Genomic DNA, 25,114 nt, shown 5'->3' on the forward strand with positions numbered 1-25,114 from the left:
CCGATTGCGGGGCAATCAGGAGTTTTTATTCCAGAAACAGGCCAGGATCGACCGACGCTTGGTTCAGCAGTACCGACCAGTGCAAATGCGGCCCCGTCACGCGGCCGGTGGCGCCCACGGCACCCACCGTGTCGCCACGTTTCACCTTCTGTCCCGGCTGCACATCGATGCGGCTCAGATGGCACAGCATGCTGAGCAGGCCCTGGCCATGGTCGATCCAGACCGTGTTGCCATTGAAGAAATAGTCACCAGTATCGATCACCGTGCCGTCTGCAGGCGACATCACGGCCTGCCCGGTTGGTGCGGGAATGTCGGCCCCGCTGTGCGGCGCCCGCGGCTGCCCGTTGAACACGCGCCGCTTGCCAAAGCTGTTGCTCAGCCTGCCGGCCGTAGGCTGCTGCAGCCGCAGCGAAAACGCCGTCTCCGGGCTGAAGCGCTGCTTGACCTTGGCCTGATGCGCTGCCTCGCGCTGGTAGCGCGCCGTGTCTTCGGGCGAGAGATCCACCACCTTGGGTGACACCTTCAGATGCTGTTCGGCATAGGTCTTGGGTGCGATCGCGTAGGCAATGGTGCGCGTCCCGTTGCCGTCGCGCAGCGTCAGCCGGGCCTCGCCGGGTTGGGCCGACAGTGGAATGCCGACGACCGCCACCATGCCGCGCGCATCGGTGCTGAGCAGCACCGGTGTGCCGTTTTCCGTGGTCACCCGGGGATCGCCCTGGATGGCTCCGAGCGGCACGATGGCCACGCCGCCCGGCACCGCTTCGGAGCGGGGCAGTTGGGGCAGTGGCGGCATCGCCATGCCGGCCGGTGCGCTGGCGAGGGCACCGGTGGCCAGCAGCGCCTGCAGCAGCACGCGGCGCGGTAGCAGCGGCATGCTGTCGGCCTGTTCGGCAGCAGGGGCGATGGTGCGCGAATAGGGGCTGGTGGATGCGAACGTCATGGCAACTCCTCGATACCTGCTTGCCATGCTAGGGCCAAAATCGCCGGCCAGGCACCCGCCGGGGCAAAAAAGCGTGATATCCGCAATAACGGCATGGCTGCGAGGGCCTTGCCTCGTCATCCCGCCGGGTGCAGACCACAATGGTGGCATGTCCACTCTGTCAGGAGACTGCGATGTACCACCTGCAACGTGCCTATGATTACGACGCGCAGTCAGGCCAGCATGCGGTCTTGCTGGATCGCCTGTGGCCGCGCGGCCTGAGCAAGCAGAAGCTCGCGGGCGTGGTCTGGGAAAAGGACGCCACGCCGTCCACCGAACTGCGGCACTGGCTGCACGAAGACCACGAAGGGCGTTTCGACAGCTTCAGCACGCGCTTCACCCAGGAGTTGACCGATAGCGAAGCGGCACAGCAAGCGCTGCAACGCATCCGCTCGCTGCACCGCGAGCACGGCGCGGTGACCCTGCTGACTGCCGCGCGCGATCCGGAACACAGCCACCTCAGCGTGCTGGCCAAGGTGCTGAAGCAGCGGGGCAAGACAGCGCACTGACCGCGCTGTCTGGTGTCAGCGGCGATCCTGCTGCCAGCCGTGCGCCAGTGCACCCAGCGCAATGCCCGCCACGGCCCACAGCAGCGTCCAGTTGCCCGCACCCAGGCCGGCAATTGCCGGGCCGGGGCAGACGCCTGTCAAACCCCAGCCAATGCCGAAAATGGCCGAGCCGGTCAGGGTCTCGCGGTTCCATTCGCTGGGATGCTTGCCGAACTCGCCGCCGAATAGTGGGTGGCGCAGCATCAGCGGAATCAGCTTGTAGGCCAGCAGCGTGACCACCACGCCGCCGCCCATCACCAGTGCCAGCCCCCAGTCGCGGAATTGCAGAAAGCTCAGCACCACCTCGGGACGGATCATGGTGGACAGCGCCAGCCCGAAGCCGAACAGCGCGCCGGCTGCCACGGTTGCGATTGTCTTGCCTATGCTCATGCCAGCCACCTCGTTACCAGATTCGCCGTCAGGAAGGCGGTGCCCATGAAGGTCAGCACGGCCAGCAGGGAAGGGCGCTGCAGCGAACCCAGACCACAAATGCCGTGGCCGGAGGTGCAGCCGTTGGCACGGCGGGCACCGTAACCGGTGAGAAAGCCGCCGGCCAGCAGCAGCCACCAGGGCATTTGCGTGGTTTCGCGGGCGCCATCGCCCAGCCACAGCCACCACACCAGCGCGCCCAAGATCAGGCCCAGCGCATATTCCAGACGCCAGCGGCGCGTATCGGTGAACTTGGCCTGCTGAAAGAACGGGCGCTGCACCACGTAGCTCCAGCTGCTGCTGAACACCGAGCTCATGCCGCCGATGCGGCCCGTCAACAGAAACAGCAGCGCCACGCCGCCGCCAATGCACAGGCCGCCCAGCAGATAGTGCTGCCAGCCCAGAGGGAAGAGGGAAAAAGTCGTCATCCCGGCATTATCCGGTGGGTGGCCACCGGTTCTGGCGCTGTGCTTTGGAGTAAGCAGCTGTAACGCCGGTCGCTGCACAAAAAGCGAGCAGGCTGTGGCATGACGGCATCGTTCATGGGGTTTTCCCGTGTGTGCAGTGCGTCACGGTTCCGGTATTCGATGTCAGGTTTTTGTCATGAAAATGTCGTTTCTCGGTTACCAAAACAACATTTGCAAACGTATATAGGACTGGTCCTACAGGGTTGCGGGCTGGCGGGTTTTTAAGGTTCGCCCTGTCGTCGCTTCCGCGTCGGTCTGTGTTCAACAACCGCAAGGATCCCGTTTTGAAGAACAAACTCCTCACCGCTCTGCTGACTTCCGTTTCCCTGATGGCCGGTTCCGTGGCCATGGCCCAGCCTGCCGACATGGCTCCGGCTACGCCTTCTCCTGCTGCCGAGGCGGCCCCGTCCAAGGCGATGCCGTCTCCCGCCTCCATGGGTGACAAGGCTGCCGACTCCATGGCCGCCACTCCTTCTGCCAACGCGGCTGAAGCACGCACCGAGCCGGGCGCCCTGGCTGCCACGCCGGCTACCCCCTCCAACCGCATGGAAGCCGAGCGTGTCGGCACCACCGAGCCGGGCGCTGAAGAGATCGCCAGCGAGCAGAACCGCACTGCCAAGAAGCCGGTGAAGAAGGCCAGCACCAAGAAGGCCACCACCAAGAAAAAGGCCAAGTCCACCAAGGTGAGCAAGACCACCAAGGCCGTGAAGGATGTGGACGGCGCCAGCACTGCCGTGCAGCCTGGCGTGCCGACCAACCTGGCACAGTAAGCGGCCCAAGCCGTCCGTAACGCACCCTGCCGTCACAGGGCGCGGCGGACGCCAACCCTCACACTTGCCTGTGTGAAAGAGAACACCCCTGGGACCTGTCCCCGGGGTGTTCCACTTTGGGCGGAAGGGCGGAAGGGCGGAAGGGCGGAAGGGCGGAAGGGCGGAAGGGTAAAAGGGCGGGAACGAAGCAGCACCTTGCCCAGGCTGCCCTGTCAGACTTCCGGCTGGGCCAAGGTCTATCCGCGTGTAAACACAAAAGCCCCCAGCAGCACCACAAGCGCACCCGTCAGGCGTAGCGGGGTGATCTCGCGTATCGGCAAACCAATCAGCCCGAAATGGTCCAGCACCAGCGCCATGGCCAGCTGCCCGGCGATCAGGGCGACCACGACAGTGGCCACCCCCACGCGCGGCGCGGCCACGATGCCCATCATCACGAAGAAGGCGCCCAGCACGCCGCCGATCCACATCCACCAGCTGGTGCGCAGCAGCATGGCCCCGTCTGGCACGGCGCCGCGCAGAAAGCCGAAGTACACCAGCGCCAGTGCAATGGTGCCCACCGCAAACGACACCAGGCTGGCCAGCACCGGGCTCTGGAACAGCGCGACGCGCAACTGGCTGTTGATGGCCGTCTGCACCGGAATCAGGGCGCCGGCCAGCAGGGTCGCGGCAATGATGAACACACGCATCGGGATCCTCCAGAAAGTCAGCTCTCATTGTGCAATGCGGACCGTATCCCTGTGCCGGCGCGTGCATTGAGGCAGGCGCGTCCCAATGTCCCTCGTTTTTGCTCCGGCATTGTCCACCGCTAAACTTGCTCACCGGCCTGCGCATGCCGTCCCTGATGCCGCAGACCGCCTCCATGCCATTGTTCCCCGCCCCCCAAACCGCCGACACCCTGCGCGCCCAGCACGGCGAGCGCTACCCCTGGCTGGTACTGCTCGTCATGGCGCTGGGCATCATCTCGGCGGTGTTGTGTACCACCAGTTTTGCCGTGGCAATTCCGGCCATGATGCAGCGCTACGGCATCGGACAGGAACAGGCGCAGTGGACCATGACCGGCTTCATGGCGGCGATGGCCGTGGGCATGCTGCCGGCACCGTGGCTGCTGGAACGCATCGGTTTTCGCAAGCTGTTTCTGGGCTCTTCGGCGCTGCTGCTGGCCAGTTCGCTGGCCGGTGCGCTGGGCGCTTCCTGGATGGGCTTTTCGGGCATCGTGGTCGTCCGCATCCTGCAGGGCGTTGCTGCAGGGGTGATGCAGCCGCTGGGCACGCTGGCGGTGATGCGCTTGTTCCAGCCGCATGAGCAGGGCCGTGCTTCCGGCATCCTGGGTTTCGGCATCGTGCTGGCGCCGGCCGTTGCGCCCAGTCTGGGCGGCATGTTGCTGGACATGTTTTCCTGGTCCGCCATTTTCTGGCTGGGCGTGCCGACCGGAGTGGCGGCCCTGTGGCTGGCCGCGCGCTGGCTGCCGCTGCCGCGCGAGATCACGCGCCGCAGTTTCGACTGGATCGGCGTGCTGCTGCTCACCGGCGCCACGCTGGCCATGATCGAGGGCATTTCCAGCCTGCAGCACAGTGGTTTGCTCGCACCCGGCACGCTGCTGCTCTCTGCCGCCGCGGTCATTCTGCTAGGCCTGTTCGTGCTGCACGCGCGCCGGATTGAGCACCCCATCATCCGGCTGGAACTGTTCCAGCAGGCACGCTTCAGCATGTCGGTGGTGGTGTTCTTTGCCTATGGCTTCGGCATCTACGCCTCGTCCTACCTGATTCCGGTGTTCATGCTGCAGGCGCTGCACTATTCGGCAACCGCTGCCGGTACGGCGCTGGTACCTTCCGGCATCGTGCTGGCGCTGGTGATTCCGGTGGCGGGCCGCATGGCCGACAAGTATTCGCCGCTGCTGGTCACCGCCATCGGGCTCGCGCTGTTCTTTGCGTCTTCCGTGATGCTGGCCGTGTTCGCCACCTACATCAGCTACAGCGAAATCGTGGTTGCCACCATCGTGGGCCGTTTCGGCCTCGGCATGATTCTGCCGGCACTGAGCGTGGCTGCACTGCGCACGCTGCAGCCGGCACAGATGAGTCAGGCCTCGGTAGTGACCAGCTATGCACGCCAGCTGGGTGGTGTGCTCGGCATCGCCATGGCCGCCGTGTTCGTTGCCTGGCGCGAAATGGCCTACCAGGGCCAGCCGGATGGCGTGGCCCATGCCTATGGCGACGGCTTCCTGCTGGTGGCCGGCATGTATCTGGTGGCCTTGCTAGCTGCGTGGTTCATGCGGGGCGGCCGCAAGCCCGCGTGCTAGCATCCTCCAGCCGATTCTGTTGTTTCTTCCAGCCCATGTTCCTGCCTCCCCGCAACCCGACGATCTTCCACATCCTGTTTTCATTGCGGGGTTCCATTGCGTCCAAGATCTGGCGACGGGTGGCCTACACCATGCTGCTGTCGGTGCTGGTCAATTTCACCCACGGCGAGGTGTATGACCACAAGGTCACGCTCACGCCCACCGCCTTCACCATCATGGGCCTGACGCTGGCCATCTTCCTGGGCTTCCGCAACACGGCCAGCTACGACCGTTTCTGGGAAGGGCGCAAGCTCTGGGGCGAGATGCTGATCACCTGCCGCAACCTGGCGCGCCAGTTCATCACGCTGCCCAGGTCACCGCGCGGCGAGGCCACGCGCCAGCGCGTCTATCTGGCCATCGCCTTTGCCTACGCGCTCAAGAACCAGTTGCGCGGCAAGGATCCGACCGCCGACCTCACACCGCTGCTGCCGCCCGAGCTGCTGCAAAAAGTGCTGGCAGCGCCCCACCGTCCTACGGCCATCCTGATGGAACTCGGCCATGCCAGCCGCGAACTGGGCGAGGAGGGGCTGGATCCGCAGCTGGTGGCGCGCGTGGACCATGAAGTCGGTGCGCTCTCGCACGTGCTGGGCGGCTGCGAGCGCATCCAGTCCACCCCGATTCCCTACACCTACGTGCTGCTGCTGCACCGCACGGTGCACATCTACTGCTTCCTGCTGCCGTTCGCACTGATCGACACCATCGGCTACCTCACGCCAGTGATCGTGGGCGTGGTGTCGTACACCTTCTTCGGGCTGGATGCGCTGGGCGACGAGATCGCCGATCCCTTCGACGAGGAACCGAACGACCTGCCGCTGGACGCCATCAGCCGCACCATCGACATCAACCTGCGGGCGCAGCTGGGGGAGACGGATCTGCCGGAGCCGGTGCAGCCGAAGGACGGGGTGCTGCTCTGAGCCGGAAGACTTACTTGCCCCAGGAATCCTTCAGCCCGGACACGCGGTTGAGCACCACCTTGCCATTGCCGTGATCCACGCGATCCGTCGCAAAGTAACCCAGACGCTCGAACTGGAAATGGCTCTCCGCCCCGGCCTGCGCCACAGACGGCTCCACCCAGCCCTGCACCACCTTCAGGCTATCCGGATTCAGCACCGTCAGGAAGTCGCGGCCACCGGCATCCGGCTGTGCCTCGGTGAACAGGCGGTCATACAGGCGGACTTCGGCCTGCACGCCATCCTCGGCGCCGACCCAGCCGATCACGCCTTTCACCTTCACGCTGTCGGCGCCGGGGGTGCCGCTCTTGGTGTCAGGGATCAGTGAGACGAACACTTCCGTCACCTTGCCATCGGCATCCTTCTCGTAGCCGGTGCATTCCACCACATGGCCGTACTTCAGGCGCACCTTGTTGCCGTCCTTGTGCTGGCCGGGCGGATTGCTGGTAGGGCTGGCGTGCGGCGGGAACAGGCGGAAGTAGCCCTTGCTCGGCACTTCCATGAAATCCTCGCGCTCCACCCATACGTGCTTGCCCATGCGCATGGTGCGCTGGCCCATGTCGGGGTGGTGCGGGTGTACCGGCGCCTTGCATTCGTCCAGGAAGCCGGCGCCCATCACCTCGTCCCAGTTGGTGATGGTGACCTTGAGCGGATCCAGCACGGCCATGGCGCGCGGTGCCACCGGGTCGAGCGCATCGCGCAGCGCGCCTTCCAGCGTGCCGTAGTCGATCCAGCTGTCGGCCTTGGTCACGCCGATACGTTCGCAGAACAGACGGATGGCGGCCGGCGTGTAGCCACGGCGGCGCAGGCCGGCCAGCGTGGGCATGCGCGGGTCGTCCCAGCCGCTCACGTGGTTGTCGTCCACCAGCTGCTTGAGCTTGCGCTTGCTGGTGACCACATAGGTCAGGTTGAGGCGGGCAAATTCATGCTGGTGCGGCGGCGGGGTGTTGACGATGCCGCCCGCCGTCAGGTGCTCCATCAGCCAGTCGTAGAACGGACGCTGGTCTTCGAACTCCAGCGTGCAGATGCTGTGCGTGATGTTTTCCAGCGCGTCCTCGATCGGGTGCGCAAAGGTGTACATCGGGTAGATGCACCAGGCGTCGCCCGTGTTGTGGTGGTGCGCACGGCGGATGCGGTAGATGGCCGGATCGCGCATGTTGATGTTGGGGTGCGCCATGTCGATCTTGGCGCGCAGCACGGCCGCGCCGTCCGCCAGCTTGCCTTCGCGCATTTCGGTGAAGCGCGCCAGGTTTTCGGCCACGCTGCGGCTGCGGAAGGGACTATTCAAGCCCGGCGTGCCGAAGTCGCCACGGTTCTTGCGCATGTCCTCGGGGCTTTGCTCGTCCACATAGGCCAGGCCCTGTTCGATCAGGTACACGGCTGCCGCATACATGTCCTCGAAGTAGTTGCTGGCGAAGTAGAGGTGGGTTTCCTCCTTGCCGCCAAAGCTGCTCCTGTAGTCGAAGCCCAGCCAGTGCACCGCCTCCATGATGGCGTCCACGTATTCCTGGCTTTCCTTCTCGGGGTTGGTGTCGTCGAAGCGCAGGTGGCACACGCCGTCATAGTCCTGCGCCAGGCCGAAGTTCAGGCAGATGCTCTTGGCATGGCCCACGTGCAGGTAGCCGTTCGGCTCGGGAGGAAAGCGCGTGCGGATTTTCGCCGGGTCGGGCAGGCCGGCCTGCTGGTGCGCGGCATTGCCGGGCGCGCCGTTCCACTTGCGGCTGGCGTAGCTGCCTTTTTCCAGGTCGGATTCGATGATCTGACGCAGGAAGTTGCTGGGCTTGACGGATTCTTCTGCTGCGCTGGCAGGGGTGTTGTTGCTTGGGGTAGTCATGGACAGGATTTTAGGCGCTCACAGCCCCGCCCGCAGGTGGCAGTGGCGCATTCACCTGCCTTGCGCTCCGGGCCGCGCCATTGACGCCGGCCCCTTCGTGCCGGAACGCCACAAAACCCGTTCAGGCTTGCCCCAGTTCCTTCAGCTTGATGAAGGCCAGCGCCGCCATCACCGCATCGTTCAGCGCATCGTGCGCATCACGTGTCGGCAGGGCAAGATCCTCCATCAGTGTGTTGAATCGCAGGTCGATATCGGCATTGTCCTGCTGTTGGTAGGGCGGCAGCTGCCTGAACTTGTAGTCATAGTACAGGGCAGACACCTCGATCTGCTTCTGCGGCAGCCTGATGCCGAGCAGGGGCTTCATGGCGCGGTTGATCATCGCCACGTCGAACTCGAGGTAGTAGCCCACCAGCGGGCGGCTGCCGATGAAATGGATCAGCTGCCGCATGGCTTCTTCCACCGGCAGACCGTCGGCCACATCCATCTCGCGCAGGCGGTGCACGCGGATGCTTTCGGCCGAGACGTTGCCCTGCGGCTGCACCAGCAGTTCCAGCCGCTCGCTGCTCATGATGCGGTTGCCCTTGATGCGCACGGCGCCGATCGAGATGATGTCGTCGCTGCGCACATTCAGGCCGGTGGTCTCGCAATCGAGCGAGACGTATTCGTCCTCGGGCGGATCATCAAAGACGAAACCGAACTCGGGCTTGATCTGCCCCTTCTGCCAGCGCTGGCGCGCGCCATCCAGCCAGGCGCGCGGGGTGAAACCGGAAAGTGCCATGGATCCGCTCCGCGCTTACATCACGTCCAGGCGGAAACGCTGGTGCAACGTGGCCTTGAAGCGCTTGACAATGCCCAGGCTGTCCTTGAGCAGGTCGCGCTCCAGGCTGCTGATCTCGCTCACGTCCACATGGCCGCTCACCGGCTTGCCGGCTTCCAGCTCCTGCAGTCCCACCTTCAGACGCATGCCCATGAAGATGTGCAGGCTGTTGATCAGGTTGTCGCCCCAACTCTGCTTGAGCTTGCCCATCTGCACCAGTGCGTGGATGCGCTCCACCGTGCTGGTGGCCTTGATGCGGTTGGCCAGCGCCAGGCTGCGGATGCCGTGCACGATCGGGAAAATACCCAGCTTCTTCATGTGCAGCAGCTCGCCGCTGTCACCCAGCGCAAAGACCCGGCTGAGCCAGTTGCTGCCGCTGCCGAAGGCGTCGATGGCACTGGCGAAGCGGCTGAGAGTGGCTTCGTTGTCGGTGGCGAGTTCCCACAGGCGGTCGCGCACGCGATCGAGCAGGCGCTCGTCGCCGGTGACGGCATGGGCGTCCAGGAAGATGGCCAGGTTCATCAGGTTTTCCGGGCTGCCCTGGATCATCCAGGTGCGCGTGCGTTCGCTCCACTCGCTCACCGTGCCGCGCCAGTCCGGGTTGTTCAGCATGATCTTGCCGGCGCACTCGGGATAGCCGAAGCGCTCCAGTTCGGCCGAGAAGCGGTCGCAGATGTCCTGCAGGTTGGCAGGCGGCGTGTAGTCGTCGCGCAGGATCAGGCCGTTGTCCTGGTCGGTCTTGAGCAGCTGCTCGCCGCGGCCCTCGCTGCCCATCACGATCAGGCAGCTGTTCTTGACCAGTTCGGTCGGAGCGATCATCTCCCAGGTGCGCTCGAACAGGCGCGCGTTCACTTCCTGCACCAGATCGCCGATCAGGCCCACGTTGGTGCCGCTGCGGTAGAGCTGTTGCACCATGCGGGTCGTCTGGCCGGCCGCGCCTTCCAGTGCCTCCAGGCTGTCGGCCTGGTCGATGCGCGTCAGGATCAGGTGCGAGTGGTTGGACAGGAAGCTGAACACGTCCAGCGATTCCACCACGCCATGCACGGTGTCGCCCTCGGCCACCACGATGCGGTGGATGCGGTGGCGCAGCATCTTGGCCAGCGCATCGCCCATCAGCGCGTTGGGGGGCAGGGTGATCAGGTTGTAGGTGGCCAGATCGCCCACCGGCAGGTCGTCCAGCGGGCGGCCGTCGATGATGGCCTTGGGCAGCGCCGTGCTGGAGAAGATGCCCAGGCGCGGCAGCGTGCCGCTGGTATCACGCACCAGCACGTGCGAGATGCGTTCCTTGTCGAACATGCGCGCGATGGCGGCGATGTCTGTGTCGGCATCCACGTAATGCGGGGCATGCAGCAGCGCCTCTTCCAGCCGCGAGAGCGTGAGCGACTGCATTTCCTGCTGGTCCTGGCGCTGCGACAGGGCGGTGAGCTTGTCGCCAAGCTTGGAGAACAGCAGGGCACTGAAGGTAGCGTTGCTGGCGATCAGCGACAGCACCGTCTCTTCGGCCAGCTCGTAGGCCACCACTTCTTCCTGCGCCTGGAAACGGTGGCTGGCCTTGCCGGCCACCAGACCGCGGCCGTCGAAGGTGTCGTCCGGACCGTACACGTGCAGCATGTCTTCACCATCGAGCTGTACCACGCGGCCCTTGATGATCACGTACAGGTGGCGCGGCTTGTCGCCCACATCCAGAATCACCTCGCCGCGACGGAAATAGGCAATGTCCACGTTGTCGCGCACCTCGTTCTGTTCGGCCTTGCTCAGGCTGTCGAAGGGAGAGGCGGAAAAATTGAAGGCGTTGGGCATGGTGGCAGGGGAGAGAAGGGAAGGGCGACACAGTCGCCGGGGCGCGAAAGTAGCCCCGCACGGCACCACCCCGACCGGCTGCACTGCCCGGCCAGGAATGCTGGAACCGCGGTCAGTCTAATGGGGGGACTGTTACGCCAAGCTTACAGGTTTTGCGGCCTTTCCATATCCGAACGGCCGTCCGCAAGCGCGCTGTGCTGTTACCTTACGTTTACGTAAACGTCGATGAATGCAGGGCTTTCCTGAGTGGAAAGGGATACAAATCCACTTTTGTCACGGGACTGACATTCGTTTGAGGGATACAACAGTCTGCGACTCAAACTAGGGTTTACACCATGGTGGCGAACCCTAGTCCTGCACCTGATGCTGACAGTTTGTAAGTTAACAGCATGTTTCGGGTGCCACGATTCGCCCATCGTTCACATCTAGGAGGAGACGACCATGAGTGACCCCATCGTGGAGAAGATCAACAACAACCCGAAATACCAGGAACTGAAAGCCAAACGCAACCGTTTCGGCTGGACCCTGACCATCATCATGCTGATTGTCTATTACGGCTATATCGCCCTGATTGCCTTCAACAAGGCGTTCCTGGCGCAGCCCATCGGCAGCGGCGTGACCACACTGGGCATTCCGCTCGGCATGGGCGTGATCATTTTCACCATCATCATCACTGTCATTTACGTGCGCCGTGCCAACACCGAGTACGACGCTCTCACCGAAGAAATCCTGAAGGACGCCAGCAAATGAAAAAAACCGCTTTTGCACTGGGTTCCCTGCTGGCTGCCGGCGCCGCAATGGCGGCAGGCGGTGATGTAGGCGAAACCGCCAAGCAGTCCACCAACTGGACTGCCATCATCATGTTCGGCGTCTTCGTGCTGGCCACGCTGTGGATCACGAAGTGGGCCGCCTCCAAGACCAAGTCGGCTGCCGACTTCTACACCGCCGGCGGCGGCATCACGGGTTTCCAGAACGGTCTGGCCATTGCCGGCGACTACATGTCGGCAGCGTCCTTCCTGGGCATTTCCGCGGCCGTGATGGCCAACGGCTATGACGGCCTGATCTACTCCATCGGCTTCCTGGTGGGCTGGCCCGTCATCACCTTCCTGATGGCCGAGCGCCTGCGCAACCTGGGCAAGTTCACCTTTGCCGACGTGGCTGGCTATCGCTTCAAGCAGGGGCCGATCCGTGCGTTTGCCGCCTGCGGCACGCTGGTGGTGGTGGCCTTCTACCTGATCGCCCAGATGGTTGGTGCCGGCCAGCTGATCAAGCTGCTGTTCGGTCTTGACTACATCTTCGCCGTGATCATCGTTGGCGTGCTGATGATGGTGTACGTGCTGTTCGGCGGCATGACCGCAACGACCTGGGTGCAGATCATCAAGGCCTGCCTGCTGCTGTCCGGCGTGACCTTCATGGCCTTCATGGTGCTGCTGAAGTACGGCTTCAGCCCCGAAGCCCTGTTCCGCCACGCAGTGGAAGTCAAGTCGCAGATCGCCGTCAACGGTGGCGCCACTGCTGACGCTGCTGCCAAGACAGGCCTGGCCATCATGGGCCCGGGCGGCTTCATCAAGGATCCGATCTCTGCCATCAGCTTCGGCATGGCCCTGATGTTCGGTACCGCCGGTCTGCCGCACGTGCTGATGCGCTTCTTCACCGTGCCGAACGCCAAGGAAGCACGCAAGTCCGTGGCCTGGGCCACTACCTGGATCGGTTACTTCTACGTGCTGATCTTCATCATCGGTTTCGGTGCCATCACCCTGGTGCTGACGGATCCGGTTCTGGCTGACACCACCAAGGGCGTCATCAAGGGCGGTGCCGGTACGGCCAACATGGCTGCCGTGCTGGTGGCAGAAGTGGTCGGCGGTGACGTGTTCTTCGGCTTCATTTCTGCCGTGGCTTTCGCAACCATCCTGGCCGTGGTGGCTGGTCTGACGCTGTCCGGCGCCTCCGCCGTGTCGCACGACCTGTACGCTACCGTGTTCAAGAACGGCAATGCCGACAGCGCTTCCGAACTGAAGGTGTCCCGTATCACCACGCTGGCACTGGGTGTGATCGCCGTGCTGCTGGGTATCATGTTCGAGAAGCAGAACATCGCCTTCATGGTGTCGCTGGCCTTCGCCATCGCTGCGTCCGCCAACTTCCCGGTGCTGTTCCTGTCCATCATGTGGAAGAACATGACGACCAAGGGTGCTGTGATCGGTGGCTTCCTGGGCCTGATCTCCTCCGTGCTGCTGACCATCGTGTCGCCCTCGGTGTGGGAAGCCGTGCTGGGCAACCCCAAGGGTTCCGCGCTGTTCCCCTACACGTCGCCGGCCCTGTTCTCCATGACCATCGGTTTCGTAGGCATCTGGCTGTTCTCCATCCTGGACAACAGCAAGCAGGCAGCCATCGAGCGCGCGGCCTTCCCGGCCCAGCAGATCCGTTCCGAAACCGGTCTGGGTGCTGCCAAGGCATCCGACCACTAAGCCAACCAGGCAACCTGTGCCAGTGCCGCAAGGCACTGGATTTGAAACCGGGCTTCATGCCCGGTTTTTTTTGTGCCTGTTGCGCGGCCTGGCAGCCTGCATGGGCCGTGCGGATGGCAGGCGCGGATCGAGGCGGAAGTGACAGATGACACGGACCGTCCCGGCACAAGCGCGGCGGGGCAGGAAAGCTTTGCGATAATCAGCGGTTGCACTGGCGTGGCGCAAGCACGTGCGCCAGCCTGTCAATCACTGACCACCGGGAGTAGCGTGGATACCTTATTGCTGATCAAGGCTGCCATCATGGGCATTGTGGAAGGCCTGACCGAATTCCTGCCCATTTCCTCCACCGGCCACCTGATTCTTGCCAGCTCGCTGCTCGACTTCTCTGCGCCGCCCTTCACGCCGGAAAAGGCCAAGGCTTTCGACATCGCCATCCAGACCGGCGCCATCTTTGCCGTGATCCTGGTCTACTGGCAGAAAATTCGCGACACCGTGGTGCAGCTGCCCAGCTCGGGGCAGGCGCGCCGTTTTGCCATGAACGTGATCATCGGTTTCCTGCCGGCCGTGGTGCTGGGCCTGCTGTTCGGCAAGGCGATCAAGGCCAACCTGTTCACCCCGCAGGTGGTGGCAACCACTTTCATCCTGGGTGCCTTCGTCATCCTGTGGGCGGAAAAACGCCAGAACACCGCCCGTATCCACAGCGTGGACGACATGACGCCCTGGGACGCCCTCAAGGTCGGTCTGGTGCAGTGCTTTGCCATGATTCCGGGCACCAGCCGCAGTGGCGCGACCATCATCGGCGGCATGCTGCTGGGGCTGGACCGCAAGGCAGCTACCGATTTTTCCTTCTTCCTGGCCATTCCCACGCTGATCGGCGCCGGCGTCTACAGCCTGTACAAGGCACGTGACGTGCTGACCATGGCCGAGCTGCCGGTGTTTCTGGTGGGCCTGGTGTTTGCCTTCATCAGCGCCTGGCTGTGCGTGCGCTGGCTGCTGAAGTTCATTTCCAGCAACAGCTTCGTGCCGTTTGCCTGGTACCGCATCGTGTTCGGCGTGATCGTGCTGGCCACCTGGTGGACCGGTCTGGTGGTGTGGGCTGACTGAGCCTGCATGACTGCCGGCACGCCGCCGGCAACGCCGACAGCACCCCGCAGTGACATTCGCTTGCTGCGGGGTGAACTTTTTCCTGTCCAAGGGCGTCCAATCTCCTGTACAACTGGCATATCGTCCAGACTTCCAGCAGGAGCCGCCATGACCCAGATTTCCACTCCTTCCCGGCCACGTCGCGGATTGCGCACGCTGGCATCCGCCTTGCTGGTGGCCGGTGTGACGGCGCTGGCCGGCTGTGCCAGCACGTTCACCACCAAGGTCAGCAACTTCAACCAGTGGCCGGCCAATGCAGCGGGTGCCAGCTTTGCCGTGCAACCCGCAACGGGCGAGGGCGTGGCGCTGGGTGAACTGGAGCGCAAGACCTACGAGGGCTATCTGGCACAGAACCTGCAGAAGCAAGGCATGGTGCAGGCGGCAACGCCTGCGCAGGCGCGCATGCAGGCGGACATGGCCGTCAACGTCAAGCGTGAACTGCGCCAGTTCAGCGTGCCGGTGTACCGCCATATCCCCTGGGGCGGTTTCGGCACCTGGCCGTATTATCCGGGCGCGGCCTGGAACGGTCCGTGGAATCCGGGTGACTATTACGAGGATGGCGCCTTCGGCATGGGCGGCATGATGCCCATGTACCTCGGCGAACAGATCGTGACGCGGCCGGTGCACTATTACCAGTTGCGGGTGCGCATTGCCGACCGGGCGCAGGCACTGAAAGGCCAGCCGGCTCCCAGGGTGTTCGAGTCCACGGCCGAGTACGTGGGCAATCCGGTGGAGCTGCCTTCCGTCATGCCGTATCTGATGGAGTCGGTGTTTGATCGCTTCCCGGGCACCAACGGACAGGTGCGCACGGTCGAGTTCGATAGCGATACTGGCGCCAAGGTGGTGCCCAAGCCCTGACATCCTGTCGGCTCAGGGCTCAGGGCTCAGGGCTCAGGGCTCAGGGCTCAGGGCTCAGGGCTCAGGGCTCAGGGCTCAGGGCTCAGGGCTCAGGGCTCAGGGCTCACCGGGGGGCCGGCGAAGCTCCCGCGCCTTGCCACTGGAAATAAGCGGCCCGCACATGCTTGTGCGGGCCTTTTGCTTTCGGACAGGAGGAATCAGGACTGTCCGGATTCAGACGGCCGGATATCCTTCAGCGCCTGCTCGATCAGCTCGGCCGTCTGTTCCGGCTGCTCGAGCGGGAACAGGTGACTGCCGCCGTCCAGCATGTACACGCGGCCCTGTGTCACCCGCTTGGTGGCGCCGAGGCCCACCTGTTTCATCTCGCGCGAGTTGGTGCCACCAATCAGGGCGGCGGGCACCTGCAGCGGATGGCGGCGCAGCCAGGGGCCGATGTTGTCGGGCAGGGTGTTGTAGATGGCGGTTTCCACTTCGCGGTCAAAGGCCAGGCGGCGACGTTCGGGCAGTTCTTCGCTGGGTGCCGCTTCGGTGCCATGGCGGATGTAATCGGCCAGCGCCTGCGGATGCCAGGCGGCAAACACCGGCTTGGTGGCGAAGTGCTGCTGTGCGGCATCGGCATCCGGCCATTCCTGCCGGCGGCGGTGGCTGGTGGCGCCAGGGGAAAAGCGGTGCACCAGCGGCGTCTGCTTGCCCAGCCGCACCAGGCCGGCGCGCCAGCCGCCCAGCACGGGCGAATCCAGCATCACCACGCCCTTGGCCAGTTCCGGTGCCTGCGCCGCAGCCATCAGGCTGAGGATGCCACCCATGGAATGGCCGAGCAGGTAGCGTGGCTTGTCCTCGGGTTGCGGCAGCGTGTCGCAGAAATCGATCAGTTGCTCCACCATGTGGTGCCAGTTGTTGCTGACCGGGTAGCGGGGATCGTGCCCGTACTTGTCCAGCGCATGCACCTCGTGGCCTTGCTGTTCGAGCTGGTCGAGCAGCACGCGGTAGGTGCCGGCGGGAAAGCTGTTGCCGTGCGAAAAAACGATCTGGGCGGGAGGGGTACGCGGTGTTTCCATCAAATCACCCTGTCTTCCGGCGACTGGATCTTGGTCATGGGGGGATAGGTACCATCCTGAGACACCAGCGGCGTATCGGTCGTGCCGCCGTTCCAGACCGGATCGGGCAGGCTGTCGAACACCTCGCGCAGCTTGATGCCCCACTGTTCGTGCATCATGCGGAAATAGGCGTTGGTATGGTCGATGCACACCATCTTGTCGCCACGAAACGAGTTGGCGTCATACACCACCAGGTCGAGTGGCAGGCCGACCGACAGGTTGGACTTGAGCGTGGAATCCATGGACACCAGCGCACACTTGGCGGCTTCGTCCAGCGGGATGTCGGGATGAACGACGCGGTCGAGCACCGGCTTGCCGTACTTGGACTCGCCGATCTGGAAGAAGGGCGTTTCGTCCGTGGCCTCGATGAAGTTGCCGGCCGAATAGACCAGGAACAGGCGCATGCCTTCGCCCTTGATCTGGCCGCCGAAGATGAGCGAGACGTTGAAATCGACGTTGGCCGCGCGCAGGGCGGCGCCGTCGCGCTTGTGGATGTGGCGCACCGCGCAGCCGAGCACGCGGGCGGCATCGAACATGCTGGTGGCGTTCCAGATGGTCAGGCCGCTGCTGCTACCGTCGTGCGGGGCCTCGTCGCGCAGCACCTGCGTCTGCAGGATCTCGCGCACGGACTGGGCAATGCTCAGGTTGCCGGCCGAGAGCAGCACCATGAAACGGTCGTCGGTCTTTTCATAGACCATCATCTTGCGGAAGGTGCTGATCTGGTCGACGCCGGCATTGGTGCGCGAGTCGGAAAGAAACACCAGTCCGGCCTTGAGCTTGATGGCAACGCAGTAAGTCATGGGCAAATCCGCCTGCAATGGGAAAGAATCGTATTGTCGTGCGATTTTGCGTTTCCTGCCGGCAATGTGTGGGGCAGCGTCCACGCAGGGGGTGCGCAAAAAACGCGATCCTCGTAGAATAGCCGGATTGCCAAGGCGCCGCATCGACGGCGCTTCCTGTTGCCGTTCTTACCCACAATTCACATGTCTTCCAACCTGCATCCCATGCTCAACGTGGCCATCAAGGCTGCCCGCGCCGCTGGCGCCATCATCAACCGCGCCTCGCTCGACGTCGAATCGGTGCGCGTTTCGCAAAAGCAGGCGAACGACTTTGTGACTGAAGTGGACCAGGCCTCCGAGGCCGCCATCATCGAAACCCTGCTGAGTGCCTATCCCCAGCATGGCATCTACGCCGAAGAATCCGGCCAACGCCACGGCAACAAGAACAGCGATTTCATCTGGTACATCGACCCGCTCGATGGCACCACCAACTTCATCCACGGCTTTCCGGTGTATTGCGTGAGCATTGCCCTGGCCGTGCGCGGCAAGGTCGAGCAGGCGGTGATCTACGATCCCAACCGCAACGACCTGTTCACCGCCACGCGCGGCCGCGGCGCCTACATGAACGAGCGCCGCATCCGCGTGGGCAAGCGCATCCGCCTGGCGGACTGCCTGATCACCACGGGCTTCCCGTTCCGTCCGGGCCAGGACTATGGGCAGTTCATGCAGATGTTTACCGACATGATGAAGAAGACCACGGCTATCCGCCGCCCCGGCGCGGCTGCGCTGGATCTGGCTTATGTGGCCGCCGGCATGAGCGACGGCTTCTTCGAGACCGGCCTGAGCCCCTGGGACGTGGCTGCCGGCAGCCTGCTGGTGCAGGAGGCGGGCGGCCTGATCGGCAACTTCACCGGCGAAGCGGACGATCTGCTGTTTGCCGAGGAATGCATTGCCGGCAACCCGAAGATCTATGGCCTGATGGTCAGCATGATGAGCAAGTACAGCCGCTATACCGAAGAGGCCAAGGAGGCGCGCCGTGCGGAGCGCGAGGCCCAGGCGGCGCAGGAAGCGCAGGCTGAAGCGGCCGAGGACGGTAACGAGGAGTAAGTGCAGGGTGGCGCGCGGCCGTGTGCTGTGCCCTACGTGCTGATGATGACTCGGGAGATGTTCTAGTATCTCTGGCACCCCAATTCGGCTCAAGGGCAAGGTGGCCTACCTATTGCCTATCAACGAAAACACCCCGGCAGTTTGATCCTGTTCGGGGTGTTTTTTTGCAGCGGACTTCTACGTGATTGATTCAGTCTGTTGCCTACTCGGCATCAGGCTGAACAGCCGGCGCTGCCTGCTGGAATGCAGGCAGTTCCGCACAGGCCGCGTCGATGCGCAGTAAGGTCGGGTAGTCATCCATCGGGCAGTTGAAGCGGCGTGCATTGAACAGTTGCGGCACCAGGCAGCAATCGGCCAGCGTGGGCGTGTCGCCATGGCAGAAGCGGCCGGTGCTCGGGTGGCTGGCGAGCATCGCCTCCAGACCCTGCAGGCCGGTGGCGATCCAGTGGCCGTACCAGGCGTCCTTCTGTTCCTGCGTGGCGCCGAGTTCCTTGCCCAGGTATTGCAGCACGCGCAGGTTGTTGATCGGGTGGATGTCGCAGGCAATGCCTTGCGCGATGGCACGCACGCGGGCGCGGCCTTCCGCGTCTGCCGGGAGCAGGACGGGACCGGGCTGGGTTTCATCCAGGTATTCGATGATGGCGAGCGACTGCGTCAGCACCGTGCCGTCATTGAGTTCCAGCGCGGGCACCAGGCCTTGCGGGTTCTTGGCGCGGTAGGCGGCAGAGTGCTGCTCGCCCCCGTTGCGCGCCAGATGGACCGGCACGGCCTCGTGGGCCACGCCTTTCAGCGCCAGCGCGATGCGGACGCGGTAGGCAGCGGAGCTGCGGAAATAGGTATAGAGCTGGGGCATGATGCTGGACTGCTGGACTGCTGGACTGCTGGACTGCTGGACTGCTGGACTGCTGGACTGCTGGACTGCTGGATGGGGGCGAGCCACGCTGTGCGCACCGGCGTTCAGTGCGCATCAGCGATAGCTTCCAGAGCTGTGACTCAGCGAGCGGAGGCGGTGTCGACCGTGTTTTCAATCGTCCCGAAAATGCTCTGCCCCCCGGCATCAAACATCTCGATCCGCACCACATCGCCGTGGTCCATGAATGGCGTGGCCGGCTTGCCCTGCTCGATGGTCTCGTAGGTGCGCACTTCGGCGAGGCAGCAATAGCCCACGCCGCCGTTGTCCACGGTGGAGCCCCACAGGCTGTCCTGCTTGTTCGACACGGTGCCGGAGCCGATGATGCTGCCGGCGCACAGCGTGCGTGTCTTGGCCACATGGGCCACCAGCTGGCCGAAGCTGAAGGTCATGTCCATGCCGGCGTTGGGCTTGCCGAACAGCTTGCCGTTCAGGTGCACCATCAGCGGCAGATGCACCTTGGCGTCCTTCCAGGCGTCGCCCAGTTCGTCCGGCGTCACCGCCACCGGGCTGAAAGCGCTGGCCGGCTTGCTCTGGAAGAAGCCGAAACCCTTGGCCAGTTCGTTCGGAATCAGGTTGCGCAGCGACACATCGTTCACCAGCATGATCAGGCGGATGGCGCTGGCGGCTTCTTCGGGCGTGGCGCCCTGGGCTACATCGCCCGTCACCACCGTGACTTCGGCCTCGAAATCGATGCCCCATTCAGGCTTGGCCACCACCGTGTCGCGCGGGCCGACAAAGCCGTCGGAGCCGCCCTGGTACATCAGCGGATCGCTGTAGAAGGACTGCGGCACCTCGGCATTGCGCGCCTTGCGCACCAGCTCTACATGGTTGATGTAGGCGGAGCCGTCGGCCCACTGGAAGGCGCGTGGCAGCGGCGAATGGCAGGCGGCTTGGTCGAACGGCTCGCCTTCGATGGCGCCGCTGTTCAGGGCTTCGTAGGTCTGGCGCAGTTGCGGCTCGGTGCCGGCCCAGTCGTCCAGCGCGGCCTGCAGGGTGCGGGCGATGGCAGGGACGGCGCGGCAGCGCGTCAGGTCGCGGCTGACGACGACGAGCGTGCCGTCACGGCCGCCTTGCTTGAGGGTGGCGAGTTTCATGCTTGGGTCCTTTTGTCGTAGGCGTAGCTGCCATCATGCATCCAGCGGGCGTGCTGCGGGGCGCGTCTGGTTTCTGCCCATTCGTTCAGCATCTCCCACTTCACGGCGTCGAGCTTTGCGTTCATCTCGGCCGTGGCGGTATTGGCCGCCAGTTCCAGGCGGTGGCCGTTGGGGTCGAAGAAGTAGATCGACTGGAACAGGGTGTGGTCGGTCGGGCCCACCACCTCGATGCCGGCGGCTTCGAGCTCGGCCTTGGTCTGCAGCATGGTCTCGACGGAATCGACTTCGAGCGCCAGGTGCTGCGTCCAGGTCGGGGTGTTCTCGTCGCGGCCCATGGGGGCGCAGGTGGGCAATTCGAAAAAGGCCAGGATGTTGCCGTTGCCGGCATCCAGGAACACATGCATGTACGGGTCGGCCGCCTTGGTGGACGGCACTTCGTCTTCGGCAATGGCGAGCACGAAGTCCATCTTCAGGTGCTTGACATACCACTCGACGGTCTCTTTGGCATCCTTGCAGCGGTAGGCCACATGGTGGATTTTGCGGATCAGGCTCATGGCGCTCTCATTAAAGCTGCGCAGCAGCGGGGGTGGGGGATGGGGTGGTGTTGCGGGCAATTGCCATGGCTTCGCGCAGCGTGCCGATGTCGCCGATGTGGTTGGCCAGCAGCAGGATCAGGCGGGCATTGACCATGGCGCTCTGCTCGTCGCTCAGGTCGCGGTGCATGTCGATCAGGGCTTCATAGAAGTCGTCACCGGGCGAGAACAGCTGGAAGTAGCGCTTGCCTTGCTCGGAGAAGTTGGGTTGCGTGTTCAGGGGCATGAGGGTCTCCTTCGGATCAGGCGTTGCCGGTGGCGCGGGCGAGGGCAGCGCGGACCTTGTTGGCATCGAACTGGCGCCAGCGGGCTGCCACATGCTGGTCGGGGCGCAGCAGGTAGCTGGTGCCGGGCTGCAGGTCGTAGCGTTCGCGGATGCGCTGATTGCTGTCGATCAGCGTGGGCAGGCCGGACGGAGCCGTACCGCGCTGGGCGATGATCAGGGGCTGGACCGGGATGGTGCCTTGCGCCAGCGCGGACAGTGCCTGCGCCGTGGCTGCATCCAGAGCGGAGGCATCTTCGACGTAGTGCAGCAGCTGGAAGCGGTTGCCGCAGTGCTGCAGCAGCCAGGGGCGCTGGCCACCGCCCACCGGCGCATCGTCCATCGGTGCGCCCGGAACCATGTTGCCGGCAAAGCTGTCGCTGTCCGGCGTATTCAGGCCGGAAGTGGTCAGGTAGCTCGGCACCGAGAGGCGTCCCGAGTTGACCAGCGCCCGCGCAAACGGATAGTCACCGGCCAGTTCCAGCACGGCGTTGCGGAAGGTGGTGCTGGTCTTGCTCTTGGGCGTGATGAAATCGGTGGAGCGGGTGGAGTTGAGGATGTTCTCGTCCGCCGCGTAGCCGCGCTCGTCCGTGTAGCTGTCGAGCAGGCTGGCCGGAGCCTTGCCTTCCAAGATCAGCTTGAGCTTCCAGATCAGGTTGTCGGTATCCTGGATGCCGGAGTTGGCACCACGGGCGCCGAAGGGCGACACCTGGTGCGCCGAATCGCCGGCAAACAGCACGCGGCCATGGTTGAAGCGGCCCATGCGGCGGCACTGGAAGGTGTAGACGCTCACCCATTCCAGTTCGAACTCGCGCTCGTCGCCCAGCATGGCGCGGATGCGCGGAATCACGTTCTCGGGTTTCTTTTCCTCTTCGGGATCGGCCTGCCAGCCCAGCTGGAAGTCGATGCGCCACACGTTGTCGGCCTGGCGGTGAAGCAGCACCGACTGGTTGCGGTGGAAGGGCGGATCGAACCAGAACCAGCGCTCGGCCGGGTACTCGGCCTTCATCACCACGTCGGCGATCAGGAAGCGGTCCATGAAAATCTTGCCGTCGATGTCCAGACCCAGCATGGTGCGGATCGGGCTGCGTGCGCCGTCGCAGGCGATCAGCCAGTCGGCGGTGAGGGAATAGGGGCCGTCCGGCGTTTCTACGCGGATGGTGGCCTTGTCTGCGTCCTGCAGCACGCTGATCACGTTGTTTTTGAACCGGATCTCCAGGTTGGGCAGCTCACGGGCACGCTTGAGCAGGTACTCCTCCAGGTAGTACTGCTGCAGGTTGATCATGCCGGGGCGGTTGTGGTCGTCCTGCGGGCGCAGGTTGAAGTTGAACACCTCGTCCTCGCGGAAGAAGGTGCGGCCCACGTTCCACGACACGCCCTTGTCGACGAAATCCTCGCCGCAGCCCATGCGGTCCAGCACTTCGAGCGCGCGCTTGGCGTAGCACACGCCGCGCGAGCCGATCGAGACGGTATCATCGTTGTCCAGCACGACCACGGCATGGCCTTGCGAGGCCAGATCGATGGCGGCGGACAGGCCGACCGGGCCGGCACCTACCACCACTACCGGGTAGTGGCCGGGGCGCTTCTCGGCGATCTCCGGCGGCTGGACATAGGGGAACTTCTGGTACTGGTAGGTACTGAGCATGATGTTGTCTCCGGACGGGCTATGCGGTCTTTGCCGTGTGCAGTCTGTTGCTGCGTGCCCTGTTGGGGGAAGAGTGGGGTCCGCCGTCATGGCGTTCCTGGATATCCTTGTTCAGGCGCGACGAGGCGCCCGAAAAGTGTCGAAAGCCGCTCGATGGGCCGCTTGGCGCTGAAGGGGTGGCTTAGTCCTGCTGCAGCGCGTGCCACATCTGCTGGTCGCGCTCGGCCGTCCAGATGCGCGGGTCGCGGATGCCGCTGGCTTCGTCATGCGCGCGCGTCACGTCGAAGGGTAGGCAGTGTTCGTAGATGAATACCTGGCCGAACTTCGGATCCATGGCCTTGCGGGTGTGTGCCATGGTGGCCTTCAGGTCCATGCCCTGGGCCACGGCTTCCTGGGCGCTCTGGTAGAGCGTGCTGACGAAATCGCGCGTGTAAGCCAGGCCTTTCTGCACGGCATCGCGGTCCATCAGCGCCGGGCCACGGCCGGGCACCAGCTTGTCGAAGTTCATGGCGGCCAGGTTGTCCAGCGTCTGCGGCCAGTCGGCCAGATAGGCGTCGCCGGTGTAGCAGGCGGCATCGGCCTCGACCAGGTCGCCGGAGAAGCAGATGTTCTGCGACGGCAGGTAGACGATGGTGTCGCCCTTGGTATGGCCGCGGCCGACCTGCTTGATGCGCACTTCCAGCTTGCCCATCCACAGCGTCATCTCGCCGTTGAACACCAGCGTCGGCCAAGTCAGGCCGGGCACGCTTTCCACGGCCTGGAACAGGCGCGGGAAGCGGCCTATTTCCGAATCCATGTCCTGCTGGCCGCGCTCGACGATCAGGTCCCAGGTGTCCTGGCTGGCGATGATCTGCTCCAGCCCCTCGCTCTTGTAACCGCTGGCACCCAGCACGCGCACGGCGTGGTAGTGCGTCAGCACCACGTACTTGATCGGCAGGTCGGTGATCTCGCGGATTTTCTTGATCACGCCTTGCGCTGCCACGGGCGTGGCAGTGGCGTCGATGATCATCACGCCGTCATCGCCAATGATGACGCCGGTGTTCGGGTCGCCCTCGGCCGTGTAGGCGTAGGCGTTGTCGCTCAGCTTCTCCCAGCTGATCTGCTTCTCTTCCAGATCGGCCTGGGATGCAAATTTCTTCTCGCTCATGCTTGTCTCCATAAGGGGTGGGTGGCAGGGCCTTGGGTGCAATTAAAGGCCAAAGGGATTTATCATACAAGCAGTATTTATCCATGGATTTATCGGATTAACTGATGAATGTCACCCTGCGGCAATTGCGCGCCTTTGTGGCCGTGGCGCGTACCGGCAGCTTCACGCTGGCGGCGGAAAGCCTGTTCATCACCCAGTCGGCGCTGAGCGGGCTGATCAAGGAGCTGGAGCAGGCGCTGGGCTTGCGCCTGTTCGACCGCAGCACGCGGCGGCTGCAGCTGTCCGACGCGGGCAGCGATCTGGTGACGCATATCGAGAAGATCCTGCTCGATCTCGATGGCGTGATCGATGAGGTGGGCAAGCTCAAGGCCTTGCAACGCGGGCTGGTGCGCGTGGCTGTGCCGCAGTTGATGGCGTGCACGCTGATGCCCGGGCTGATGGCGTCGTTCCGCAACGACCATCCGCAGGTGCAGCTGCGCCTGGTGGATTCGCTGGTGGAACAGGTGATCAACCGCGTATTCACGGGGGAGGTAGATTTTGGCCTCGGGCCGGAACGGGCCCCCAATTCGGACATCGAAGCGACGCAGCTGTTCGAGCTGCCCTTCATGGCTGCCTTGCCGCGCACACACCGGCTGGCGTGCCAGCGGGAGTTGCGCTGGGCCGATCTGGCGGGCGATCCGCTGATCACGCTACAGGGCCAGTTCACCGAACGCCTGGCGACCGACCTGGGTGCCGCGCGCCGCAACGTCACGCTGGAGCCAGCCAACGAGGTGGCTTTCATGTCGACAGCGCTGAGCATGGTGGCGGCGGGGCTGGGGCTGACCATCTGCATTCCCTATGCGGCAGAGATGGTGCAGCAGTATGGGCTGGTGCTGCGGCCGGTGGTCGATCCGGTGGTGCTGCGCGGCTTCTACATCTTCCGCAGGCGCGGCCGCACGCTGTCACCGGCGGCGCAGCGCTTTCATGATTTCATCTGCGACGAGCTGCATCAGCACCGGCCATTCGAGCGCGCCTTGCGCGAGGCGCAGGCCGCCGGGCTGGAGGGATAGGAAGGCCGCACCTACAATGCTGGACTCAGCCCT

25 protein-coding genes are annotated in these 25,114 nt (G+C 64.1%); 10 read left to right on the plus strand and 15 right to left on the minus strand.

Annotation, left to right across the window (positions count from 1 at the left end; translation table 11 throughout):
• Positions 1-25 precede the first annotated feature (25 nt).
• A complete protein-coding gene (locus BMW28_RS03490) occupies positions 26-940 on the minus strand; it encodes a peptidoglycan DD-metalloendopeptidase family protein (RefSeq protein WP_234969962.1) in 915 nt (304 codons plus the stop codon).
• A 173-nt stretch (positions 941-1,113) separates the two neighbouring features.
• On the opposite strand from BMW28_RS03490, the gene BMW28_RS03495 reads away from it, so the two are divergent.
• Entirely contained in the window at positions 1,114-1,488 is a 375-nt protein-coding gene (locus BMW28_RS03495; RefSeq protein WP_159430700.1) for a DUF488 domain-containing protein, read from the plus strand.
• 15 nt (positions 1,489-1,503) lie between these two features.
• Here the strand turns inward: BMW28_RS03495 and BMW28_RS03500 are convergent, their stop codons facing one another.
• Both BMW28_RS03500 and BMW28_RS03505 read right to left on the minus strand, forming a co-directional pair.
• Entirely contained in the window at positions 1,504-1,917 is a 414-nt protein-coding gene (locus tag BMW28_RS03500; protein WP_091813886.1) for a YeeE/YedE family protein, read from the minus strand.
• Positions 1,914-2,384: a YeeE/YedE family protein gene (locus BMW28_RS03505; protein WP_091813889.1), complete on the minus strand. Its 471-nt coding sequence runs from the start codon at positions 2,382-2,384 to the stop codon at positions 1,914-1,916. Before BMW28_RS03505 ends, BMW28_RS03500 begins: the two co-directional genes overlap by 4 nt.
• A 323-nt stretch (positions 2,385-2,707) precedes the next feature.
• Here BMW28_RS03505 and BMW28_RS03510 point away from each other — a divergent pair, with 323 nt between their 5' ends.
• A complete protein-coding gene (locus tag BMW28_RS03510; RefSeq protein WP_143280538.1) occupies positions 2,708-3,193 on the plus strand; it encodes a hypothetical protein in 486 nt (161 codons plus the stop codon).
• A gap of 236 nt (positions 3,194-3,429) precedes the next feature.
• On the opposite strand, the gene BMW28_RS03515 is transcribed toward BMW28_RS03510, so the two are convergent.
• On the minus strand, positions 3,430-3,879 hold the full coding sequence (locus BMW28_RS03515; protein WP_091813894.1) for a DMT family transporter: 450 nt from the start codon (positions 3,877-3,879) through the stop codon (positions 3,430-3,432).
• Positions 3,880-4,052: 173 nt separating this feature from the next.
• Here BMW28_RS03515 and BMW28_RS03520 point away from each other — a divergent pair, with 173 nt between their 5' ends.
• Together BMW28_RS03520 and BMW28_RS03525 are read left to right on the plus strand one after the other, a co-directional pair.
• The gene (locus BMW28_RS03520; protein ID WP_091815448.1) at positions 4,053-5,489 is read left to right on the plus strand and encodes a DHA2 family efflux MFS transporter permease subunit; all 1,437 of its coding nucleotides are present in this window, start codon (positions 4,053-4,055) and stop codon (positions 5,487-5,489) included.
• 35 nt (positions 5,490-5,524) lie between these two features.
• Positions 5,525-6,442 carry a bestrophin family protein gene (locus BMW28_RS03525; RefSeq protein ID WP_091813897.1) on the plus strand — a complete coding sequence of 306 codons (918 nt, stop codon included), beginning with the start codon at positions 5,525-5,527 and terminating at the stop codon, positions 6,440-6,442.
• 10 nt (positions 6,443-6,452) lie between these two features.
• Here BMW28_RS03525 and BMW28_RS03530 read toward each other — a convergent pair whose 3' ends face one another.
• The 3 genes from BMW28_RS03530 to BMW28_RS03540 form a co-directional block, all read right to left on the minus strand.
• Positions 6,453-8,312, minus strand: coding sequence for a glutamine--tRNA ligase/YqeY domain fusion protein (locus tag BMW28_RS03530; protein ID WP_091813900.1), 1,860 nt, complete (start codon positions 8,310-8,312; stop codon positions 6,453-6,455).
• Positions 8,313-8,433: 121 nt separating this feature from the next.
• A complete protein-coding gene (locus BMW28_RS03535; RefSeq protein WP_091813903.1) occupies positions 8,434-9,090 on the minus strand; it encodes a 3'-5' exonuclease in 657 nt (218 codons plus the stop codon).
• Between the two features lie 15 nt (positions 9,091-9,105).
• Positions 9,106-10,929, minus strand: a complete 1,824-nt coding sequence (locus BMW28_RS03540) for a DUF294 nucleotidyltransferase-like domain-containing protein (RefSeq protein WP_091813906.1) — start codon at positions 10,927-10,929, stop codon at positions 9,106-9,108.
• 441 nt (positions 10,930-11,370) lie between these two features.
• On the opposite strand from BMW28_RS03540, the gene BMW28_RS03545 reads away from it, so the two are divergent.
• The 4 genes from BMW28_RS03545 to BMW28_RS03560 all read left to right on the plus strand — a co-directional run bounded on the left by BMW28_RS03545 (position 11,371) and on the right by BMW28_RS03560 (position 15,395).
• On the plus strand, positions 11,371-11,679 hold the full coding sequence (locus BMW28_RS03545; protein ID WP_091813909.1) for a DUF485 domain-containing protein: 309 nt from the start codon (positions 11,371-11,373) through the stop codon (positions 11,677-11,679).
• A complete protein-coding gene (locus tag BMW28_RS03550) occupies positions 11,676-13,394 on the plus strand; it encodes a cation acetate symporter (RefSeq protein WP_091813912.1) in 1,719 nt (572 codons plus the stop codon). Before BMW28_RS03545 ends, BMW28_RS03550 begins: the two co-directional genes overlap by 4 nt.
• 267 nt (positions 13,395-13,661) lie before the next feature.
• Positions 13,662-14,498 (plus strand): undecaprenyl-diphosphate phosphatase, encoded by an 837-nt coding sequence (locus tag BMW28_RS03555; RefSeq protein WP_091813915.1) that lies wholly within the window; start codon positions 13,662-13,664, stop codon positions 14,496-14,498.
• Positions 14,499-14,645: 147 nt separating this feature from the next.
• Entirely contained in the window at positions 14,646-15,395 is a 750-nt protein-coding gene (locus tag BMW28_RS03560) for a DUF4136 domain-containing protein (protein WP_159430702.1), read from the plus strand.
• A 197-nt stretch (positions 15,396-15,592) separates the two neighbouring features.
• Here BMW28_RS03560 and BMW28_RS03565 read toward each other — a convergent pair whose 3' ends face one another.
• Together BMW28_RS03565 and BMW28_RS03570 are read right to left on the minus strand one after the other, a co-directional pair.
• A complete protein-coding gene (locus BMW28_RS03565; protein WP_091813921.1) occupies positions 15,593-16,453 on the minus strand; it encodes an alpha/beta hydrolase in 861 nt (286 codons plus the stop codon).
• On the minus strand, positions 16,453-17,292 hold the full coding sequence (locus BMW28_RS03570; RefSeq protein ID WP_091813924.1) for a proteasome-type protease: 840 nt from the start codon (positions 17,290-17,292) through the stop codon (positions 16,453-16,455). Before BMW28_RS03570 ends, BMW28_RS03565 begins: the two co-directional genes overlap by 1 nt.
• A 183-nt stretch (positions 17,293-17,475) precedes the next feature.
• On the opposite strand from BMW28_RS03570, the gene BMW28_RS03575 reads away from it, so the two are divergent.
• Positions 17,476-18,378: an inositol monophosphatase family protein gene (locus BMW28_RS03575; RefSeq protein ID WP_091813927.1), complete on the plus strand. Its 903-nt coding sequence runs from the start codon at positions 17,476-17,478 to the stop codon at positions 18,376-18,378.
• Positions 18,379-18,580: 202 nt separating this feature from the next.
• On the opposite strand, the gene maiA is transcribed toward BMW28_RS03575, so the two are convergent.
• The 6 genes from maiA to BMW28_RS03605 form a co-directional block, all read right to left on the minus strand.
• Positions 18,581-19,231 carry a maleylacetoacetate isomerase gene (maiA, locus tag BMW28_RS03580; RefSeq protein WP_091813930.1) on the minus strand — a complete coding sequence of 217 codons (651 nt, stop codon included), beginning with the start codon at positions 19,229-19,231 and terminating at the stop codon, positions 18,581-18,583.
• 140 nt (positions 19,232-19,371) lie between these two features.
• Entirely contained in the window at positions 19,372-20,385 is a 1,014-nt protein-coding gene (locus tag BMW28_RS03585; protein ID WP_091813932.1) for a fumarylacetoacetate hydrolase family protein, read from the minus strand.
• A complete protein-coding gene (locus BMW28_RS03590) occupies positions 20,382-20,939 on the minus strand; it encodes a VOC family protein (protein ID WP_091813935.1) in 558 nt (185 codons plus the stop codon). Before BMW28_RS03590 ends, BMW28_RS03585 begins: the two co-directional genes overlap by 4 nt.
• 10 nt (positions 20,940-20,949) lie before the next feature.
• On the minus strand, positions 20,950-21,204 hold the full coding sequence (locus BMW28_RS03595; protein ID WP_091813937.1) for a DUF2783 domain-containing protein: 255 nt from the start codon (positions 21,202-21,204) through the stop codon (positions 20,950-20,952).
• Between the two features lie 16 nt (positions 21,205-21,220).
• Positions 21,221-22,885, minus strand: a complete 1,665-nt coding sequence (locus BMW28_RS03600; protein WP_091813940.1) for an FAD-dependent oxidoreductase — start codon at positions 22,883-22,885, stop codon at positions 21,221-21,223.
• 181 nt (positions 22,886-23,066) lie between these two features.
• On the minus strand, positions 23,067-24,032 hold the full coding sequence (locus BMW28_RS03605) for an MBL fold metallo-hydrolase (RefSeq protein ID WP_091813943.1): 966 nt from the start codon (positions 24,030-24,032) through the stop codon (positions 23,067-23,069).
• Between the two features lie 104 nt (positions 24,033-24,136).
• On the opposite strand from BMW28_RS03605, the gene BMW28_RS03610 reads away from it, so the two are divergent.
• Positions 24,137-25,081 (plus strand): LysR family transcriptional regulator, encoded by a 945-nt coding sequence (locus BMW28_RS03610; RefSeq protein ID WP_091813946.1) that lies wholly within the window; start codon positions 24,137-24,139, stop codon positions 25,079-25,081.
• The last annotated feature ends 33 nt before the right edge of the window (positions 25,082-25,114 follow it).

The organism is Allobrachymonas denitrificans DSM 15123, from assembly GCF_900110225.1.
Classification (GTDB): domain Bacteria; phylum Pseudomonadota; class Gammaproteobacteria; order Burkholderiales; family Burkholderiaceae_C; genus Brachymonas; species Brachymonas denitrificans.

Coding starts and splice junctions, on each gene's coding strand:
- BMW28_RS03595 (WP_091813937.1), bottom strand. CDS start 21,204: ATGCCCCTGAACACGCAACCCAACTTCTCCGAGCAAGGCAAGCGCTAC.
- BMW28_RS03515 (WP_091813894.1), bottom strand. CDS start 3,879: ATGCGTGTGTTCATCATTGCCGCGACCCTGCTGGCCGGCGCCCTGATT.
- BMW28_RS03490 (WP_234969962.1), bottom strand. CDS start 940: ATGACGTTCGCATCCACCAGCCCCTATTCGCGCACCATCGCCCCTGCT.
- BMW28_RS03565 (WP_091813921.1), bottom strand. CDS start 16,453: ATGGAAACACCGCGTACCCCTCCCGCCCAGATCGTTTTTTCGCACGGC.
- BMW28_RS03610 (WP_091813946.1), top strand. CDS start 24,137: ATGAATGTCACCCTGCGGCAATTGCGCGCCTTTGTGGCCGTGGCGCGT.
- maiA (WP_091813930.1), bottom strand. CDS start 19,231: ATGCCCCAGCTCTATACCTATTTCCGCAGCTCCGCTGCCTACCGCGTC.
- BMW28_RS03585 (WP_091813932.1), bottom strand. CDS start 20,385: ATGAAACTCGCCACCCTCAAGCAAGGCGGCCGTGACGGCACGCTCGTC.
- BMW28_RS03545 (WP_091813909.1), top strand. CDS start 11,371: ATGAGTGACCCCATCGTGGAGAAGATCAACAACAACCCGAAATACCAG.
- BMW28_RS03600 (WP_091813940.1), bottom strand. CDS start 22,885: ATGCTCAGTACCTACCAGTACCAGAAGTTCCCCTATGTCCAGCCGCCG.
- BMW28_RS03525 (WP_091813897.1), top strand. CDS start 5,525: ATGTTCCTGCCTCCCCGCAACCCGACGATCTTCCACATCCTGTTTTCA.
- BMW28_RS03495 (WP_159430700.1), top strand. CDS start 1,114: ATGTACCACCTGCAACGTGCCTATGATTACGACGCGCAGTCAGGCCAG.
- BMW28_RS03590 (WP_091813935.1), bottom strand. CDS start 20,939: ATGAGCCTGATCCGCAAAATCCACCATGTGGCCTACCGCTGCAAGGAT.
- BMW28_RS03540 (WP_091813906.1), bottom strand. CDS start 10,929: ATGCCCAACGCCTTCAATTTTTCCGCCTCTCCCTTCGACAGCCTGAGC.
- BMW28_RS03605 (WP_091813943.1), bottom strand. CDS start 24,032: ATGAGCGAGAAGAAATTTGCATCCCAGGCCGATCTGGAAGAGAAGCAG.
- BMW28_RS03575 (WP_091813927.1), top strand. CDS start 17,476: ATGTCTTCCAACCTGCATCCCATGCTCAACGTGGCCATCAAGGCTGCC.
- BMW28_RS03570 (WP_091813924.1), bottom strand. CDS start 17,292: ATGACTTACTGCGTTGCCATCAAGCTCAAGGCCGGACTGGTGTTTCTT.
- BMW28_RS03530 (WP_091813900.1), bottom strand. CDS start 8,312: ATGACTACCCCAAGCAACAACACCCCTGCCAGCGCAGCAGAAGAATCC.
- BMW28_RS03550 (WP_091813912.1), top strand. CDS start 11,676: ATGAAAAAAACCGCTTTTGCACTGGGTTCCCTGCTGGCTGCCGGCGCC.
- BMW28_RS03520 (WP_091815448.1), top strand. CDS start 4,053: ATGCCATTGTTCCCCGCCCCCCAAACCGCCGACACCCTGCGCGCCCAG.
- BMW28_RS03535 (WP_091813903.1), bottom strand. CDS start 9,090: ATGGCACTTTCCGGTTTCACCCCGCGCGCCTGGCTGGATGGCGCGCGC.
- BMW28_RS03560 (WP_159430702.1), top strand. CDS start 14,646: ATGACCCAGATTTCCACTCCTTCCCGGCCACGTCGCGGATTGCGCACG.
- BMW28_RS03500 (WP_091813886.1), bottom strand. CDS start 1,917: ATGAGCATAGGCAAGACAATCGCAACCGTGGCAGCCGGCGCGCTGTTC.
- BMW28_RS03505 (WP_091813889.1), bottom strand. CDS start 2,384: ATGACGACTTTTTCCCTCTTCCCTCTGGGCTGGCAGCACTATCTGCTG.